Source organism: Streptomyces sp. NPDC058335, from assembly GCF_042723915.1.
Lineage (GTDB): Bacteria > Actinomycetota > Actinomycetes > Streptomycetales > Streptomycetaceae > Streptomyces.
The window spans coordinates 528,818-544,676 of record NZ_JBHXHX010000001.1; the positions used below are offsets into that span (position 1 = coordinate 528,818).

Sequence of the window (15,859 nt, forward strand, 5' to 3'; positions counted from 1 at the left end):
CGATGGACACCGCCGAACTCACCGAACTCGGACAGCAGTTGCGGGTGGACAGCGTCCGCGCCTCCGCCGCAGCGGGGTCCGGGCACCCGACGTCCTCCATGTCCGCCGCGGACCTGATGGCCGTCCTGCTGGCGAACCACCTCCGCTACGACTTCGACCGCCCCGCCCACCCGGCCAACGACCGTTTCGTCCTCTCCAAGGGCCACGCCTCCCCGCTGCTGTACGCGGCGTACAAGGCGGCCGGAGCCATCGACGACGACGAACTCCTCACCTTCCGGGAACTCGGCAGCCGCCTCGAAGGGCACCCCACCCCGCAGCGCCTGCCCTGGGTGGAGACGGCCACCGGCTCGCTCGGCCAGGGGCTGCCGGTGGGCGTGGGCATCGCCCTCGCGGGCAAGCGGCTGGACCACTCCCAGCACCGGGTGTGGGTGCTGTGCGGGGACAGCGAGATGGCCGAGGGGTCGGTGTGGGAGGCCGCCGAGCACGCGGGCCACGAGCACCTCGACAACCTCACCGTGATCGTCGACGTCAACCGGCTCGGCCAGCGCGGCCCCACCCGGCACGGCCACGACCTCGACGCCTACGCCCGCCGCTTCCAGGCCTTCGATTGGCACACCGTCGAGGTCGACGGGCACGACGTGGACGCCGTCGACCGCGCGTACGGGGAGGCGGTCTCCACCACGGGCCAGCCCACCGCGATCCTCGCCCGGACCCTGAAGGGCAAGGGCGTCGAGGCCGTCCAGGACCGCGAGGGCCTGCACGGCAAGCCGCTGCCGGACGCCGACGAGGCGATAGGGGAACTCGGCGGGATCCGCGACCTGCGCGTGCGGGTGCACGAGCCGCCCGCGACCCGCATGCTGCACTCCGTGCCCACCGGCCGCCTCGACCTGCCCCGCTGGGAGAAGGGCGACCCCGAGAAGGGCGTCGCCACCCGGGACGCCTTCGGGCAGGCCCTCGCCGCCCTCGGCACGGCCCGCGGCGACGTCGTGGCCCTCGACGGGGAGGTCGGTGACTCCACCCGCACCGAGTTCTTCGCCAAGGAACACCCCGACCGCTTCTTCGAGTGCTACATCGCCGAGCAGCAGCTCGTGGCGAGCGCGGTCGGCATGGCCACCCGCGGCTGGGTGCCGTACGCCTCCACCTTCGCGGCCTTCCTCACCAGGGCCCACGACTTCGTGCGGATGGCCTCGATCAGCGGCGCCGGGATCAACCTGGTCGGCTCGCACGCCGGGGTGGCCATCGGGCAGGACGGGCCCTCACAGATGGGCCTGGAGGACCTGGCGATGTTCCGGGCCGTGCACGGCTCGACGGTCCTCTACCCCTGCGACGCCAACCAGACGGCCCGGCTGGTCGCCGCCATGGCCGGGTTGGACGGCATCCGCTATCTGCGCACCTCGCGCGGCGAGAGCCCGGTGATCTACGGGCCGGACGAGGAGTTCCCCGTCGGCGGCAGCAAGGTGCTGCGCTCCTCCGGCGGCGACCGGCTGACCGTCGTCGCGGCCGGTGTCACCGTGCACGAGGCGCTGAAGGCCGCCGACGCCCTGGCCGCCGACGGCGTCCCGGTCCGGGTGATCGACCTGTACTCGGTCAAGCCCGTCGACCGGCACACCCTGCGGCTGGCCGCCGAGGAGACCGGGTGTCTCATGACCGTGGAGGACCACCACGAGGAGGGCGGCCTCGGCGACGCGGTCCTCGACGCCTTCACCGACGGGCGCCCCGTGCCCCGCCTGGTGCGGCTGGCCGTCCGCATGATGCCCGGCTCCGCGACGCCCGACGAGCAGCTGCACGCGGCGGGCATCGACGCCGACGCGATCGCCGCCTCCGCCCGGCTGCTGGTGGAGACGGCGGTCGTCCGGTGAGCGACGGCGGTCGTTCGGCGGGCGACGGCGGTCGTGCCGTGGGCGACGGCGTTCGCACGGTGCGTGCCGGACGCCGCACGGTCGAGGTCCACCGGCCCGACAAGGTGCTCTTCCCGGCCGGTGCCGACGGCAAGGAGTACACCAAGGGCGACCTGGTGGCGTACTACCGGTCGGTGGCCGCGTTCATGCTGCCGCAGCTGCGCGGCCGGCCGCTGATGCTGGAGCGGCATCCGGACGGTATCGACGGCCCCCGGTTCATGCAGAAGAACACCCCCGAGCACTACCCGGAGTGGATCACCCGGGTGGAGGTCGCCAAGGAGGGCGGCACCGTCGTGCACACCGTGTGCGACGACTCCGCCACCCTCGTGTACCTCGCGGACCAGGCCTGCCTCACCCTGCACCGCTGGCCGGCACGGGTCGGCAGGGCCGACCGCCCCGATCTGATGATCTTCGACCTGGACCCGTCCGGCGACGACTTCGAGGCCGTGCGGGAGGCGGCCCGACGGCTGGGCGACCTGCTCGACGAGGTACGGCTGCCCTCCGCGCCGATGACGACCGGCTCACGCGGACTGCACGTCGTCGTCCCCCTGGACGGACGGCACGGCTTCGACGAGGTGCGGGCCTTCGCGCGGGACGCCGCCGACCTGCTCGCCGCCCGGCACCCGGACGAGCTGACCACCGCCGCCCGCAAGAAGGACCGCGGCGAGCGGCTCTACCTCGACGTGCAGCGCAACGGCTACGCACAGACCGCCGTCGCCCCCTTCACGGTGCGCGCCCTCCCCGGCGCCCCCGTCGCCATGCCCATCGCCTGGGAGCAGCTCGACGACCCAGGCCTCGGGCCCCGCCGCTGGACCATCGCCGACGCCGTCGAGCAGGCCCGCACCGGCCCGTGGTCCGGGGTGAGCACCCGCGGCCGCGCCCTGGGACCCGCCCGGCGCCGCCTCGACGCGCTGCGTGGCTGATGCACATACCGTCCGTGCGCAGGCCGTCAGGCCCGCGCCGCGGACGCGTGTGCCTGTGAAGGTTTGGCCATGGACCTTCCGGCCACACGGAAGGAAGAGGTGGCGATGACGAACACCAAGGACACGAAGAACACAGCAAGGACACAGAGTTCACCGAACACCCCGAAGGGCGGGGCCGGGAACGACGACGACCCCGACGGCAAGGACGACACCGTGACGGACGACCGGCCGAGCCCCATGGAGGTGCTGCGTCAGGCGCGCGCCCAGCTCGCCGAGCTGACCGGCATGACCGCGGAGAGCGTCTCGTCCTTCGCGCGGACCGAGGACGGCTGGTCCCTGGAGGTCGAGGTCCTGGAACTGGAACGGGTGCCCGACACCATGAGCCTCATGGCGAGCTACGAGGTCGAACTCGACCCCGAGGGGCAGCTCACCGGCTACCGCCGCGTCCGCCGTTACGAACGCGGGCGGGCCGACGCACACAGGCCCGGCGGCCGGTAGGCCGCTCGCCAGACGCGGAACGGGCCCGAACACCACTCACCACATACAAGGAGGTGCGGTCGGCATGACCGTGGTCCCGGCACAACAGTCCGGTGGCGGAGGCGGCTCCAGCGGCCTCTACGACGTCCTGGAGCTCGTTCTCGACAGGGGGCTGGTCATCGACGCCTTCATACGCGTCTCCCTGGTCGGCATCGAGATCCTGAAGATCGACGTGCGGGTCGTCGTGGCCAGCGTCGACACCTATCTGCGGTTCGCCGAGGCGTGCAACCGCCTCGACCTGGAGGCGGGCCCGCGCAAGAGCCCCGGCCTGCCCGAGATCGTCGGCGACGTCACCGAGTCCGGCGCGCGCGGCAAGTCCAAGGGGGCGCTGTCCGGCGCCGCCGAGACCATCTCCGGCGCCTTCAAGCAGGCCCGTGAGGAGAGCGGCGAGCCCGAGTCGAGGCCGCGTCCGCGCAAGGCGGCCTCCGCACGCCGGAAGGAGGAGCAGGAGTGAGCACCTACGTCTACGGCATCACCGCCGCAGCGCACCCCTCCCTGCCGGAGGCCCTGGCCGGCGTGGGGGAGCCTCCGCTGCCGGTGCGGGTGCTGCGCGCGGGCGACCTGGTGGCCGTCGTCAGCGACGCCCCGGAGAACCTGCGGCCCAAGCGCCGCGACCTGCTCGCCCACCAGACCGTCCTCGGCGAGGTGGGGGCGGGCGGCTGTGTGCTGCCCATGCGGTTCGGCAGCGTCGCCCCCGACGACGACGCCGTCACCGGGGTGCTCACCGAGCGCGCCGAGCACTACCTGGAGCGGCTGCGGGCCCTCGAGAACAAGGTCGAGTACAACGTCAAGGCCTCCCACGTGGAGGAGGCCGTGCTGCATCAGGTGATGGCGGACAACCCCGAACTGCGCGCGCTGGCCGAGGCCAACCGGCAGGCCGGGGGCGGCACCTACGAGCAGAAGCTCCAGCTCGGCGAGATGGTGGCGGCCGCGGTCAAGAGCCGTGAGGCGGAGGACGCGGCGGAGATCCAGCGGGTGCTGGAACCCCTCGCGACGGGCGTCGAGCCGGGCCCCGAGTCCACCGGCTGGCTCGCCAACGTCTCCTTCCTCGTGGACCGCGACGAGGCCGCACGGTTCCTGGAGGCGGCCGAGGGGCTCCGCGAGGCCCGCCCCCACCTGGAGGTGCGGGTGAACGGCCCGCTGCCTCCGTACAGCTTCGTCGAACCCGGCCCGGCGAAGCCCGCAGTGCCGGCGGCCGAGTAGCGGCCGCCGAAGCGGAAGGAGCAGGGAGATGGGCCTGATCTCAGAGGTGCTGCTGCTGCCGTTCGCCCCGGTGCGCGGCACCTCCTGGGTGATCCAGCAGGTCGTCCAGGAGGCCGAGCGGATCTACTACGACCCCGCCACGGTACGGGCCGAACTCTCCCGGCTTGAGGAGCGGCTGGAGTCCGGAGAGATCACGGAGGAGGAGTTCGACCGGCTGGAGGACGAACTCCTCGACCGGCTGGACATCGCCATGGGCAGGAGCACGGGAACCGACGACGGGACGGCACGATGAACCGAGTGGGACTGGGCCTCGCGATAGGGGCCGGATACGTCCTGGGACGTACGAAGAAGATGAAACTGGCGCTCGCCGTGGGTTCGATGGTCGCGGGCAAGAAGCTGAACCTGACCCCGCGCGGCGTGGCCGACCTGGTGTCCCAGCAACTGAAGGACAACCCGCAGTTCAAGGAGATCGGCGAACAGCTCCGCGGGGACCTGCGCGGTGTCGGCAAGGCCGCCTCGGGTGCGATGGTCGAGCGGCAGATGAGCGCCCTCGCCGACCGGCTGCACAGCCGCACCGGACAGGTCCGCGACCAGCTCCAGGGCGTCGTCCCCGACGTGGACGACAAGGACGACAAGGACGACAAGGACGACACGGACGACAGGGGCACGGACGAGGAGTACGACGAGCCGGAGTCCGCGCGCCACGAGGACGAGGACGACGAGGACCGGGACGACGAGGACCAGGACGCCGCGGACGCCGGTGAGGAGCGTCCGCGCAGGACGGCACCGGCGAAGAAGGCACCGGCGAAGAAGACGGCCAAGAAGGCCCCCACCAAGACGGTGCCCGCGAAGAAGACCGCCGCGTCGGCCCGCAAGACGGCCGAGAGGACCTCGTCGCGGGCCCGGCGGCCGAAGGGAGGCGGTGAGCGATGACCGAGACCCTCGGATCGGCCACGTCCGCGGCCGGCGGAACGGCCGGCAAGGCGGCGGGCAAGGCGGCCGGCGGCAATCCGCTGGCCGGTGTCGCGCAGAGCGAGGCCGCCGACCGGCTGAAGGCGGAGGTGCAGGAGTACCTCGCCGCGCAGACCGAGCGCGTGCTGGCGGGCGTCGGCCGCAAGCTCGGCGAGACCACCGTGAAGCTGAACGACATCGCCGAGGGCAAGAGCCCCGGCTTCGCCAAGCTCGCCCTGGACGGCGGCCGCAAGGTCGCCGAGGGCAAGGGTCCGGTGCGCACCGCGCTGGAACTCGGCGCCTCGCGCGCCAAGGACAAGGTGACCGGCGCCCTGAAGAACCTGGGCGGCGGCAAGGGCAAGCGCAAGGGCGGCTCGGGCTCCAAGCCGACCGTCATCATGGAGCAGATCGATGTCGGCGTACCGCTGCGCACCGCCTACGACCAGTGGACCCAGTACCAGGACTTCAGCACCTTCGCCAAGGGCGTCAAGAGCGCGAGCCGCGCCGACGACACGGCCAGCGACTGGCAGCTGAAGGTGTTCTGGTCCAACCGGAGCTGGAAGGCGAAGACCACCGAGCAGCTCCCGGACGACCGGATCTCCTGGACGTCCGAGGGCGCCAAGGGCACCACCAAGGGTGTGGTGTCCTTCCACCGGATCGCCGACAACCTCACCCGGGTCCTGCTCGTCATCGAGTACTACCCCGTGGGTCTGTTCGAGAAGACCGGCAACATCTGGCGCGCCCAGGGCCGCCGGGCCCGCCTGGACCTGAAGAACTTCGCCCGGTTCGTCACCCTCAAGGGGGAGGCGGAGGACGGCTGGCGCGGCGAGATCCGCGACGGTGAGGTCGTCCGCTCCCACGAGGACGCCGTCGCCGACGAGGAGAGGGACTCCGAGGAGGACGGCGGGTCCGAGGAGGACGGCGGGTCCGAGGAGGCGTACGACGAGTCCGAGCCGGAGTCGGAGTACGACGAGGAGGACGCGGAGGGCGAGGACGAACCCGAGGGCGAGTACGAGGAGGCCGAGGAGGCCGATGAGGAGGAGGGCGAGCCGGAAGCCGAGTACGAGGAGGCCGACGAGTACGAGGACGAGCCCGCGGACGACGAGGACAGGGGCCGGCGATGAGCATTCCGAGCCGGATGCCGGAACCGTACGGCCAGGGCGGCGGTGCCAATCTCGCGGACATCCTGGAACGGGTCCTCGACAAGGGCATCGTCATCGCCGGTGACATCCGGATCAACCTGCTCGACATCGAACTGCTCACCATCAAGCTCCGCCTCATCGTCGCCTCGGTCGACAAGGCCAAGGAGATGGGCATCGACTGGTGGGAGGACGACCCGGCGCTGTCCACCCGTGCCAGACGCGACCAGCTCACGCGGGAGAACGCGGAGTTGCGTGAGCGGCTGGCACGACTGGAGGAGCTGGAGCCGGGCCGTGCCCGCACCAGGGAGGAGTCCCCGTGACCGGACTGCGGTACGTCTACGCCGTCTGCCGGCCCCTCACCGCGCCGCTCCAGGCGGAGTTGACGGGCGTGGCGGGCGCACCGGCCAAGCTGCTGCACCACCACGGCCTGATCGCCGTCGTCAGCGACGTGCCCGAGCGGGACTTCGCCGAGGAACCGCTCCGGGCCCACCTGGAGGACCTGGACTGGCTCGCCGCGACCGCGCGCGGGCACCAGCAGGTGATCGACGCGCTGACGGCGGTCACCACGCCGTTGCCGCTGCGGCTCGGCACCGTCTTCCGGGACGACAGCGGCGTCCGCGTGATGATCGAGGAACGCGAGGAGGTCTTCCTGCGCACCCTGGACCGGCTGGCGGGGCGCGTGGAATGGGGCGTGAAGGTGTACGTCGAGCCCACCGGTCAGGAGGAGACCGCGGGCCCGGACGGCACGGAGGGGAAACCGGTTTCGGGCCGTGACTATCTGCGGCAGCGGCGTATGAGGGCGCGGGCGCACGAGGACACATGGCAGCGGGCGGAACAGTTCGCCGGCCGACTGCACGCCCTGCTGTCGGAGCACGCCGACGCGGCCCGTCTCCACGCGCCGCAGAACTCCGCCCTTTCCCGGGCCTCGGGACAGAACGTGCTGAATGCCGCCTATCTGGTGCCCCGCGCGGAATCCGAGGAATTCGTGGAAATCGTGGACCGCACGAAGGGCGAGGAACCCGGAATGCGCGTCGAACTCACGGGACCGTGGGCGGCCTATTCCTTCGTGGAGCCCGCGGCGGCCGAGGGCGCGGAGGGCACGGAGGGCTCGGGGGACGCCGGGAGTACCGGGCACGCCGGTGGGGCCGGGGAGGAGGGCTCGTGACCGTCGTGGAGCGCCGTGAGGTCGCCCTGGTCGACCTGCTCGACCGGCTGCTGGCGGGCGGCGTCGTCATCACGGGCGACATCACCCTGCGGATCGCGGACGTCGACCTGGTCCGCATCGATCTGAACGCCCTGATCAGCTCCGTGAACGAGAATGTTCCGTCGCCCTGGAGGGATCTTTCGTGAGCACGCCGCGCGAGCGTCATCTCGACCTCGAACCCGACACGGTCGAACGCGACCTGATCAAGCTCGTCCTCACGGTCGTGGAGCTGCTGCGCCAGCTGATGGAACGGCAGGCGCTGCGCCGCTTCGACCAGGGTGATCTGTCCGAGGAGCAGGAGGAGCGGATCGGGCTCACACTGATGCTGCTCGACGACCGGATGACGGAACTGCGCGAGCGGTACGGCCTGCGGCCCGAGGACCTGAATCTGGACCTCGGGCCGCTCGGACCGCTGCTGCCCCGGGAGTGAGAAAGTCTCCTGAATCCCCGGGCTAATTCACCACCTGTACCAACGACCCCGGCCTCCCGCCGCGGTCGTTCCGCGCATCAGGAATCCCAGGAGCCAGAGAACGAGGACCGCGATCGCGATCCACCAAAGCACCTCCACTGCGAATCCGGCACCGAAGAGAATCAGCACCAGAAGCAGCACCAGCAGGATGGGAACCATAGTGTGAACCTCCTGCTGTCCGGGTTTCCACAAATTTGCGATTCAGGCGTCCTTTCTGCACAGAACTTCTCCGTGCAGAACGGCGAACCACCCGTCGTCCTGCTTTCCCCATTCCCGCCAGGCGTCGGACACGGCCCGCAGCCGTCCGGCGTCGGCGTGCCCGCCCTCGGTGGCGCGTTCCGCGTAGGCGGAGGCCAGCGTGCGGTCGGCCCACAGGCCGCTCCACCAGGCCCGCTCCTCGGCGGTGCTGAAGGTCCAGGTGGCCGAGGTGGCCGTGATGTCGGTGAAGCCCGCCGCCAGGGCCCAGGACTTCAGCCGGCGTCCGGCGTCGGGTTCCCCGCCGTTGGCGCGGGCCACCGTGCGGTACAGGTCCAGCCAGTCGTCCATCCCGGCGGAGGCGGGGTACCAGGTCATGGCCGCGTAGTCCGAGTCGCGGACGGCGACGTACCCGCCCGGCCTGGTGACGCGCCGCATCTCGCGCAGCGCCTGTACGGGGTCGCCGACGTGCTGGAGCACCTGGTGGGCGTGGACCACGCAGAACGTGTCGTCCGGGTACTCCAGGGCGTGTACGTCGGCGACCGCGAAGTCGATGTTGGTCAGTCCGCGGTCGGCGGCGCCGGCCCGCGCCTGCTCCAGGATGCCGGGCGCGTGGTCGACGCCGGTGACATGACCGTCGGGGACCAGGGCGGCCAGGTCGGCGGTGATGGTGCCCGGACCGCAGCCGATGTCCAGGACCTTCATGTGCGGCTTCAGTGAACCGAGCAGATACGCCGCCGAGTTGGCGGCGGTCCGCCAGGTGTGCGACCGCAGTACCGACTCGTGGTGTCCGTGCGTGTAGACGGCGGTCTCGCGCGCTCCCGGCATGGCTCAGCCCTTTCTCGACGGCCCGGTCCCCGGGCTCGGGGGAGCTCCGGGGGCTGACGTGTGTCACCGTATGCGTGCAACCGCATGCTGAGACAGTTCGTTCTGGAATGTGGACTGACGGTACGTCAGGATCGTGTCGGCGGGCCGTGGACCGTCAAGGGATCATGGCCCGCGGGTACCCTTCAGGGGCCGATTCCTGCGCGGGACGGCACGACACCAAAGGGTGAGCGCATGCGTCTGCTCCTGGTCCGCCACGGCGAGACTCCCTCCAACGTGGACCGCCTGCTGGACACCGCCGTCCCCGGCCCCGGCCTGACGGCGCTCGGCGAGCGGCAGGCCGCCGCCCTGCCCGACGCCCTCGCCGGCGAGGACATCGACGCCCTGTACGCCTCCACCCTGGTGCGCACCCGGCTCACCGCCGCGCCGCTCGCCGCCGCCCACGGCCTGGACGTCCTCGTCCGCGACGGCATCCGGGAGATCTCCGCCGGCGATCTCGAACTCCTGCCGGGCGACTCCGAGCAGGGCGGGCGGTACATGCGCACGGTGTTCGCCTGGGCGGCCGGGGACCTACGGCTGCGCATGCCGGGCGGCGAGAGCGGTAGCGAGTTCCTGGAGCGCTACGACGCCGTGGTCGCCGAGGCCGCGGCGAGCGGGGCCCGCACCGTCGCCCTGGTCAGCCACGGCGCCGCGATCCGCACCTGGACGGCCGCCCGCGCGCTCAACGTCGACGTGCCGTTCGCCGCCGCCCACCCGCTCGCCAACACCGGCGTGATCGTCCTCGACGGCTCCCCGTCCGACGGGTTCAAGGCCCTGACGTGGGCGGGCGCGACCGTGGCACCCGCGGGCGAGGGCGGGCCGGCCGGCGAGCCGTTCGACCCGGCCGGATGATCTCCGACCTGCGGGGACCGCGCCCATAAGGGTTTGCCGCATCCGGTGCGCGGACCGCAGAATGCAGCCTCATGGGACATCTGGAAGCCGCGCACCTCGAGTACTACCTCCCCGACGGGAGGACGTTGCTCGGCGACGTGTCGTTCCGGGTGGGCGAAGGGGCCGTCGTGGCGCTGGTCGGACCCAACGGCGCCGGCAAGACGACCCTGCTGCGGCTGATCTCCGGTGAGCTGAAACCGCACGGCGGGACGGTCACCGTCGGTGGCGGGCTCGGCGTGATGCGCCAGTTCGTCGGCTCCGTACGGGACGAGACGACCGTACGCGACCTGCTCGTGTCGGTGTCCTCGCCGCGTATCCAGGAGGTCGCGAAGGCGGTCGACAAGGCCGAGCACGCGATCATGACCGTGGACGACGAGGCCGCGCAGATGAGTTACGCGCAGGCCCTCTCCGACTGGGCCGAGGCGCACGGCTACGAGGCCGAGACACTGTGGGACATGTGCACGACGGCCGCTCTCGGCGTGCCCTACGACAAGGCGCAGTTCCGTCAGGTGCGCACCCTGTCCGGCGGCGAGCAGAAGCGGCTGGTGCTGGAGGCGCTGCTGCGCGGCACCGACGAGGTGCTGCTGCTCGACGAGCCGGACAACTACCTCGACGTGCCGGGGAAGCGGTGGCTGGAGGAGCGGCTGAAGGAGACCCGTAAGACGGTCCTCTTCGTCTCCCACGACCGCGAACTCCTCTCCCGCGCCGCCGAGAAGATCGTCTCCGTGGAGCCGGGACCGGCCGGAGCCGACGCCTGGGTGCACGGCGGCGGCTTCGCCACCTACCACGAGGCCCGGCGGGAACGCTTCGCCCGCTTCGAGGAGTTGCGCCGCCGCTGGGACGAGAAGCACGCCCAGCTGAGGAAACTCGTCCTGAACCTCCGTCAGGCCGCCTCCATCAGCCATGAGCTGGCTTCCCGCTACCAGGCGGCGCAGACCCGCCTGCGCAAGTTCGAGGAGGCGGGCCCGCCGCCCGAGCCGCCGCGCGAGCAGGACATCACCATGCGTCTCAAGGGCGGCCGGACCGGCGTGCGCGCCGTCACCTGCAAGGGCCTCGAACTGACCGGCCTGATGAAGCCCTTCGACCTGGAGGTCTTCTACGGCGAACGCGTCGCGGTCCTCGGCTCCAACGGCTCCGGCAAGTCGCACTTCCTGCGCCTGCTGGCCGGCGACACCGTGGCCCACACGGGGGAGTGGAGGCTCGGCGCGCGGGTCGTACCCGGCCACTTCGCGCAGACCCACGCGCACCCCGAGCTGCTGGGGCGCAAGCTGCTGGACATCCTGTGGCAGGAGCACTCCCAGGACCGCGGGGCGGCCATGTCCCGGCTGCGCCGCTACGAGCTGACCCAGCAGGCCGAGCAGGCCTTCGACCGGCTGTCCGGCGGCCAGCAGGCCCGCTTCCAGATCCTGCTGCTGGAGCTGGAGGGCGTCACGGCCCTGCTGCTCGACGAGCCGACCGACAACCTCGACCTGGAGTCCGCCGAAGCCCTCCAGGAAGGGCTGGAGGCCTTCGACGGCACGGTCCTCGCCGTCACCCACGACCGCTGGTTCGCCCGCTCCTTCGACCGCTACCTGGTCTTCGGCAGCGACGGGCGGGTCCGCGAGACCCCGGAGCCGGTGTGGGACGAGCGCCGCGTGGAGCGCGTCCGCTAGGGCTTGCCGACGTGACCGCCGGGGCTCCCGGTGGTCACGCCGACGCAGCAGCGCGCCCAGGCCGCCCGCCGGGATCCCCTCGTCGGGCCCGGACACCACGAGGACGGGGGCGCCGGTGGCCACCGCCGAGCGGATCAGGACGTCGTCGGCGCGGGCGCCCAGGAGTTCTGCTCGCCGAGCGCCTCCAGCTCGGTACGGCGTACGCGGTACGAGCAGCTGGTCCGGATCCTCGCCGATCCACACCCGTCGGCGTGGATCAGCAGCTCGCCGACGCGGTGTTCACGGGCCGCCTCGACCAGCGCCGTAACCCCTTCGGCCGCGGTCCGCACGGCGGAGCAGGTCGCCTCGTCCGCGCCCTGCTCCGCCAGCCGCCGGACCCGGCGCGGACGCCGTGAGGTGACGCTCGTGGGGTGTGCTCCCGGGATGCCGGAACGTGTCGACGTGGACGGAGGCCCAGGAGCCGGAATGTTCGTACAGTGGATGCAGCAACGCGAGATCCATGGCTTCTCCCGGACATCGGCCGGATGTCTGCGCTCCCCCGGCGGGTACTCGGGCCCCATGGACGAACACGACGAGTGGGGCACCACGATGACCGGAGTCGACCCCGACCGGCTGGACGACCAGCAGCTCATGAAGGAGCTGGAGACGATCCACCGCACCCGCCACGACACCCTCCTGCACGGCTCGAACGACGCCCTGCGCGCCCACAACGACCGGATGGCGGAGCTGGAGGGCGAGTACCTGCGCCGCAACCCGCGCCGCTTCGTCTCGCCGGCCCGCACCCGCGACGGAGCCCGGGATCGCACCGGGCAGGCCGACGGTACGGACCGCTCGGGCACCCCGGCCGGCAAGTGGGGCCCCGGCACGGCGAACGGTCCCGGCAGGGCCTGAAACACCTGCCGGAACCGCTTTCCCGAGTTTCCCGGCCATCCGGGCCCGGGAGCCGCTCAGGCGGTTTCCCGGGCGAACACGTCCAGGTACGTCTCGCAGAACGCCTTCAGATCGTCCGGCTTGCGGCTGGTCACGAGCTTGTTGGGCCCGTGGTCGCAGACCTTGACCTGCTCGTCCACCCAGGTGCCGCCCGCGTTGCGGATGTCCGTCCGCAGGCTGGGCCACGAGGTCAGCACCCGGCCGCGTACGACGTCCGCCTCGATCAGCGTCCATGGGGCGTGGCAGATCGCGGCGACCGGCCGGCCCTGCGCGAAGAACCCCTTGACGAAAGAGACCGCCTTCTCGTCGGTGCGCAGGAAGTCGGGGTTCGCGACCCCGCCCGGCAGGACGAGTCCGTCGAAGGAGTCCGCCGACGCCTCTCCGGCCACCTCGTCGACCGGGAAGGTGTCCGCCTTGTCGAGGTGGTCGAAGGCCTGGATCTCACCCGGTTCGGTCGACACCAGCACGGGCTCGTGTCCCGCGTCCTTCGCCGCCTGCCAGGGGTCGGTCAGCTCCACCTGCTCGACGCCCTCGGGAGCCGTCAGAAACGCGATGCGCATGATCGTTCAACGTCCTTTCCTGGTGTGCCTGACCGTGCCCGCCACTGTGCCGGTGACGGGACTGTGCCGGTGGCCGCTCATGCCCCGCCTCGGGTCAGGGTCTGGGCCAGTTCCTGCACGGTGCCGTAGCGCTCCTTGTCCGGGAGCTGCCGTACCGCGTCGACGAGGGCGTCCGGCGCGTTCTTGCGGCGCAGGGTCCGGGCCAGCTCCTGGGGGCCGGCCGGGAAGGCGCTGCGGCCCAGGATGCGGGCCAGCTCCAGACGCACCGTCGCCAGTGACGCCCGTGCGTCCCCCGGCACCACCGGTCCGCCCCAGACCGCCGGATCGTCCTCGGCGGACGGCTCGGGGTCGTGCCATTCCTCGGACCGCGTGGGGTGCCCCGACCTGAGCAGTCCCTGCAGTTCGTGCTTCATCTCGTCGTCCCGGTGGACACTCAGCCGGGCGCTGCCTCGCTGCATGTCTCCCTCCAGATCCTCGGGTGCGGGCCCACCGCGTACCCGGCGGAGGGGAACCGACACGAGGTCTCTCCCGCCGGACCCGCGGACGCGGTCACCTCCGCTCGCGCCCCGGCAGGAACTCCTGCACCTTCGCCTTGAAGCCCTGCTTCAGCACCGAGCCCCGGTCCGCGTCGCCCCGCAGGATCGACGCGGCCGTCGCCTCCATCTGCTCCCAGGTCGCGTGCGGCGGGACCGGCGGCACCGCCGGGTCGGTGAGGAACTCCACGACCGCCGGGCCGTCCGCCTCCAGCGCCGTACGCCAGCCCGCCGCCACGTCCTCCGGCTTCTCCACCCGCACCCCGGTCAGCCCGAGGGACCGGGCGAACGCCGCGTACTGCACGTCCGGCAGCTCCTGCGAGGGCAGGAACGACGGGGCGCCCCCCATGGCCCGCAGCTCCCACGTCACCTGATTGAGGTCCTGGTTGTTCCAGACGGCGACCACGAGGCGCCGGTCCGTCCAGCGGTCCTGGTACTTCGCCGCCGTGATCAGCTCCGCCAGCCCGTTCATCTGCATCGCCCCGTCCCCGACCAGCGCGATCACCGGCCGGTCCGGGTGGGCGAACTTCGCGCCGATCGCGTACGGCACCGCGCAGCCCATCGTCGCCAGCGTGCCGGAGAGCGAGCCGCGCATGTCGCCGCGCATCGTCAGGTGCCGCGCGTACCAGTTCGCCACCGAACCCGAGTCGGAGGTGATGATCGCGTCGTCCGGCAGCAGCGGGTCCAGGGCCCGCGCCACATACTCCGGGTTGATCGGATCGGCCGACACCTGCGCCCGCCGGTCCAGCACGTCCTGCCAGTGGCGGACGTTGTCGCACACCGTGTCGAACCACTCGCGGCCCCGCGTGTCCTCGGACGTCAGCATCGGGATCAGCCGCCGCAGCGTCTCCCGCGCGTCGCCGACCAGGTTCACCTCGTACGGATACCGCATCCCGACCATGTGCGGATCGAGGTCGATCTGCACGCCCCGCGCCTTGCCGAACTCCGGCAGGAACTGCGTGTACGGGAAGGAGGAGCCGATCGTGAGCAGGGTGTCGCAGTCACGCATCAGCTCGTACGACGGCCGGGTGCCGAGCAGGCCGATCGAGCCGGTGACGTACGGGAGTTCGTCGCTGAGGACGTCCTTGCCGAGCAGCGCCTTGGCCACGCCCGCGCCGAGCAGTCCGGCGATCCGCTCCACCTCCGGGCGGGCGCGCGCCGCGCCCTGGCCGACCAGGATCGCCACCTTGTCGCCGGAGTCGAGGATCTCCGCCGCCCGCCGCAGCGACTCCTCCGACGGCACCGTCGTCCATTCGCTGAGGTCCAGACTGGAGGGCACCATCTTGAACTCGTGCGTGGGCGGCGAGTAGTCCAGCTCCTGCACGTCCCCGGGGATGATGACCGCGGTCGGGCAGCGGCGGGCGTACGCCGTGCGGATCGCCCGGTCCAGGACGTTCGGCAACTGCTCGGGGACGGTCACCGTCTCCACGAACTCCGAGGCGACGTCCTTGAACAGGGTGTGCAGGTCGACCTCCTGCTGGTACGAGCCGCCCATCGCGGTGCGGTGCGTCTGGCCCACGATCGCCAGGACCGGCACATGGTCCAGCTTCGCGTCGTACAGGCCGTTGAGGAGGTGGACGGCGCCCGGTCCGGAGGTCGCCGCGCACACGCCGAGACGGCCGCTGAACTTGGCATAGCCGACCGCCTGGAACGCCGACATCTCCTCGTGCCGGGACTGCACGAAACGCGGCTGGTCCTCGGCCCGGCCCCAGGCGGCGAGGAGCCCGTTGATGCCGTCGCCGGGATAGCCGAAGACCTGCTCCACACCCCACTCGCGCAGCCGTCGCAGAACGTGGTCGGAGACCTTGGTGCTCATGGAAGGGCCCTCCCTGGGCGTCGGGGCACGGGAACAGGGGCGCGCGTCTGCGTGCCCCTGTTCCGAGTGACCCCGCGGGGCCGCCGGAAAA

Annotated in this window: 20 protein-coding genes and 1 pseudogene; 15 read left to right on the plus strand and 6 right to left on the minus strand. The window is 71.7% G+C overall.

What is annotated here, in order from left to right; all coding sequences use genetic code 11:
* The first annotated feature begins 2 nt into the window (after positions 1 to 2).
* The 12 genes from ACFWJX_RS02295 to ACFWJX_RS02350 all read left to right on the plus strand — a co-directional run bounded on the left by ACFWJX_RS02295 (position 3) and on the right by ACFWJX_RS02350 (position 8,288).
* Positions 3 to 1,859: a transketolase gene (locus ACFWJX_RS02295; RefSeq protein ID WP_383235519.1), complete on the plus strand. Its 1,857-nt coding sequence runs from the start codon at positions 3 to 5 to the stop codon at positions 1,857 to 1,859.
* Positions 1,860 to 1,897: 38 nt separating this feature from the next.
* Positions 1,898 to 2,821, plus strand: coding sequence for a non-homologous end-joining DNA ligase (gene ligD / locus ACFWJX_RS02300; RefSeq protein WP_383235521.1), 924 nt, complete (start codon positions 1,898 to 1,900; stop codon positions 2,819 to 2,821).
* A gap of 105 nt (positions 2,822 to 2,926) precedes the next feature.
* Positions 2,927 to 3,319, plus strand: coding sequence for a gas vesicle protein (locus tag ACFWJX_RS02305; protein WP_383235524.1), 393 nt, complete (start codon positions 2,927 to 2,929; stop codon positions 3,317 to 3,319).
* A gap of 64 nt (positions 3,320 to 3,383) precedes the next feature.
* The gene (locus ACFWJX_RS02310) at positions 3,384 to 3,812 is read left to right on the plus strand and encodes a gas vesicle structural protein GvpA (protein ID WP_383235527.1); all 429 of its coding nucleotides are present in this window, start codon (positions 3,384 to 3,386) and stop codon (positions 3,810 to 3,812) included.
* Positions 3,809 to 4,561 (plus strand): GvpL/GvpF family gas vesicle protein, encoded by a 753-nt coding sequence (locus ACFWJX_RS02315; RefSeq protein WP_383235530.1) that lies wholly within the window; start codon positions 3,809 to 3,811, stop codon positions 4,559 to 4,561. The genes ACFWJX_RS02310 and ACFWJX_RS02315 overlap by 4 nt, the downstream gene beginning before the upstream one ends.
* A 28-nt stretch (positions 4,562 to 4,589) precedes the next feature.
* Positions 4,590 to 4,853 carry a gas vesicle protein GvpG gene (locus ACFWJX_RS02320; RefSeq protein WP_383235532.1) on the plus strand — a complete coding sequence of 88 codons (264 nt, stop codon included), beginning with the start codon at positions 4,590 to 4,592 and terminating at the stop codon, positions 4,851 to 4,853.
* Positions 4,850 to 5,494 (plus strand): DNA primase, encoded by a 645-nt coding sequence (locus ACFWJX_RS02325; protein WP_383235534.1) that lies wholly within the window; start codon positions 4,850 to 4,852, stop codon positions 5,492 to 5,494. The genes ACFWJX_RS02320 and ACFWJX_RS02325 overlap by 4 nt, the downstream gene beginning before the upstream one ends.
* Complete coding sequence (locus ACFWJX_RS02330) at positions 5,491 to 6,636, plus strand: SRPBCC family protein (protein ID WP_383235536.1); 1,146 nt, start codon at positions 5,491 to 5,493, stop codon at positions 6,634 to 6,636. The genes ACFWJX_RS02325 and ACFWJX_RS02330 overlap by 4 nt, the downstream gene beginning before the upstream one ends.
* Positions 6,633 to 6,974: a gas vesicle protein gene (locus ACFWJX_RS02335; protein WP_383235539.1), complete on the plus strand. Its 342-nt coding sequence runs from the start codon at positions 6,633 to 6,635 to the stop codon at positions 6,972 to 6,974. The genes ACFWJX_RS02330 and ACFWJX_RS02335 overlap by 4 nt, the downstream gene beginning before the upstream one ends.
* Complete coding sequence (locus ACFWJX_RS02340) at positions 6,971 to 7,819, plus strand: GvpL/GvpF family gas vesicle protein (RefSeq protein WP_383235543.1); 849 nt, start codon at positions 6,971 to 6,973, stop codon at positions 7,817 to 7,819. Before ACFWJX_RS02335 ends, ACFWJX_RS02340 begins: the two co-directional genes overlap by 4 nt.
* Positions 7,816 to 8,004 (plus strand): gas vesicle protein, encoded by a 189-nt coding sequence (locus ACFWJX_RS02345; RefSeq protein ID WP_086770183.1) that lies wholly within the window; start codon positions 7,816 to 7,818, stop codon positions 8,002 to 8,004. The genes ACFWJX_RS02340 and ACFWJX_RS02345 overlap by 4 nt, the downstream gene beginning before the upstream one ends.
* Positions 8,001 to 8,288, plus strand: a complete 288-nt coding sequence (locus ACFWJX_RS02350) for a gas vesicle protein K (protein WP_073495201.1) — start codon at positions 8,001 to 8,003, stop codon at positions 8,286 to 8,288. The genes ACFWJX_RS02345 and ACFWJX_RS02350 overlap by 4 nt, the downstream gene beginning before the upstream one ends.
* A 27-nt stretch (positions 8,289 to 8,315) precedes the next feature.
* On the opposite strand, the gene ACFWJX_RS02355 is transcribed toward ACFWJX_RS02350, so the two are convergent.
* On the minus strand, positions 8,316 to 8,486 hold the full coding sequence (locus ACFWJX_RS02355) for a hydrophobic protein (RefSeq protein WP_073495203.1): 171 nt from the start codon (positions 8,484 to 8,486) through the stop codon (positions 8,316 to 8,318).
* Between the two features lie 42 nt (positions 8,487 to 8,528).
* A complete protein-coding gene (locus ACFWJX_RS02360) occupies positions 8,529 to 9,350 on the minus strand; it encodes a class I SAM-dependent methyltransferase (RefSeq protein WP_383235549.1) in 822 nt (273 codons plus the stop codon).
* A 231-nt stretch (positions 9,351 to 9,581) separates the two neighbouring features.
* On the opposite strand from ACFWJX_RS02360, the gene ACFWJX_RS02365 reads away from it, so the two are divergent.
* Positions 9,582 to 10,238, plus strand: a complete 657-nt coding sequence (locus tag ACFWJX_RS02365) for a histidine phosphatase family protein (protein WP_383235551.1) — start codon at positions 9,582 to 9,584, stop codon at positions 10,236 to 10,238.
* A gap of 71 nt (positions 10,239 to 10,309) precedes the next feature.
* On the plus strand, positions 10,310 to 11,929 hold the full coding sequence (locus ACFWJX_RS02370; protein ID WP_383235553.1) for an ATP-binding cassette domain-containing protein: 1,620 nt from the start codon (positions 10,310 to 10,312) through the stop codon (positions 11,927 to 11,929).
* Between the two features lie 42 nt (positions 11,930 to 11,971).
* On the opposite strand, the pseudogene ACFWJX_RS02375 reads toward ACFWJX_RS02370, so the two are convergent.
* Positions 11,972 to 12,249, minus strand: a pseudogene (locus ACFWJX_RS02375) (hypothetical protein); the annotation flags it as partial.
* 238 nt (positions 12,250 to 12,487) lie between these two features.
* Between ACFWJX_RS02375 and ACFWJX_RS02380 the strand changes: the two are divergent.
* Positions 12,488 to 12,820, plus strand: coding sequence for a DUF6158 family protein (locus ACFWJX_RS02380; RefSeq protein ID WP_383235930.1), 333 nt, complete (start codon positions 12,488 to 12,490; stop codon positions 12,818 to 12,820).
* 56 nt (positions 12,821 to 12,876) lie between these two features.
* On the opposite strand, the gene ACFWJX_RS02385 is transcribed toward ACFWJX_RS02380, so the two are convergent.
* From ACFWJX_RS02385 to ACFWJX_RS02395, 3 genes are all read right to left on the minus strand, one after another.
* Positions 12,877 to 13,419 (minus strand): type 1 glutamine amidotransferase domain-containing protein, encoded by a 543-nt coding sequence (locus tag ACFWJX_RS02385; protein ID WP_383235556.1) that lies wholly within the window; start codon positions 13,417 to 13,419, stop codon positions 12,877 to 12,879.
* Positions 13,420 to 13,496: 77 nt separating this feature from the next.
* Positions 13,497 to 13,877 carry a DUF2795 domain-containing protein gene (locus tag ACFWJX_RS02390; RefSeq protein ID WP_383235559.1) on the minus strand — a complete coding sequence of 127 codons (381 nt, stop codon included), beginning with the start codon at positions 13,875 to 13,877 and terminating at the stop codon, positions 13,497 to 13,499.
* Positions 13,878 to 13,968: 91 nt separating this feature from the next.
* Positions 13,969 to 15,768 (minus strand): thiamine pyrophosphate-requiring protein, encoded by a 1,800-nt coding sequence (locus tag ACFWJX_RS02395; RefSeq protein ID WP_383235562.1) that lies wholly within the window; start codon positions 15,766 to 15,768, stop codon positions 13,969 to 13,971.
* Positions 15,769 to 15,859 lie beyond the last annotated feature (91 nt).

Excerpts from the sequence above, each read along its gene's own strand:
- ACFWJX_RS02355 (WP_073495203.1), bottom strand. The coding sequence starts at position 8,486 with ATGGTTCCCATCCTGCTGGTGCTGCTTCTGGTGCTGATTCTCTTCGGT.
- ACFWJX_RS02320 (WP_383235532.1), top strand. The coding sequence starts at position 4,590 with ATGGGCCTGATCTCAGAGGTGCTGCTGCTGCCGTTCGCCCCGGTGCGC.
- ACFWJX_RS02380 (WP_383235930.1), top strand. The coding sequence starts at position 12,488 with ATGGACGAACACGACGAGTGGGGCACCACGATGACCGGAGTCGACCCC.
- ACFWJX_RS02330 (WP_383235536.1), top strand. The coding sequence starts at position 5,491 with ATGACCGAGACCCTCGGATCGGCCACGTCCGCGGCCGGCGGAACGGCC.
- ACFWJX_RS02335 (WP_383235539.1), top strand. The coding sequence starts at position 6,633 with ATGAGCATTCCGAGCCGGATGCCGGAACCGTACGGCCAGGGCGGCGGT.
- ACFWJX_RS02295 (WP_383235519.1), top strand. The coding sequence starts at position 3 with ATGGACACCGCCGAACTCACCGAACTCGGACAGCAGTTGCGGGTGGAC.
- ACFWJX_RS02370 (WP_383235553.1), top strand. The coding sequence starts at position 10,310 with ATGGGACATCTGGAAGCCGCGCACCTCGAGTACTACCTCCCCGACGGG.
- ACFWJX_RS02325 (WP_383235534.1), top strand. The coding sequence starts at position 4,850 with ATGAACCGAGTGGGACTGGGCCTCGCGATAGGGGCCGGATACGTCCTG.
- ACFWJX_RS02385 (WP_383235556.1), bottom strand. The coding sequence starts at position 13,419 with ATGCGCATCGCGTTTCTGACGGCTCCCGAGGGCGTCGAGCAGGTGGAG.
- ACFWJX_RS02395 (WP_383235562.1), bottom strand. The coding sequence starts at position 15,768 with ATGAGCACCAAGGTCTCCGACCACGTTCTGCGACGGCTGCGCGAGTGG.
- ACFWJX_RS02310 (WP_383235527.1), top strand. The coding sequence starts at position 3,384 with ATGACCGTGGTCCCGGCACAACAGTCCGGTGGCGGAGGCGGCTCCAGC.
- ACFWJX_RS02360 (WP_383235549.1), bottom strand. The coding sequence starts at position 9,350 with ATGCCGGGAGCGCGCGAGACCGCCGTCTACACGCACGGACACCACGAG.
- ACFWJX_RS02365 (WP_383235551.1), top strand. The coding sequence starts at position 9,582 with ATGCGTCTGCTCCTGGTCCGCCACGGCGAGACTCCCTCCAACGTGGAC.
- ACFWJX_RS02305 (WP_383235524.1), top strand. The coding sequence starts at position 2,927 with ATGACGAACACCAAGGACACGAAGAACACAGCAAGGACACAGAGTTCA.
- ACFWJX_RS02390 (WP_383235559.1), bottom strand. The coding sequence starts at position 13,877 with ATGCAGCGAGGCAGCGCCCGGCTGAGTGTCCACCGGGACGACGAGATG.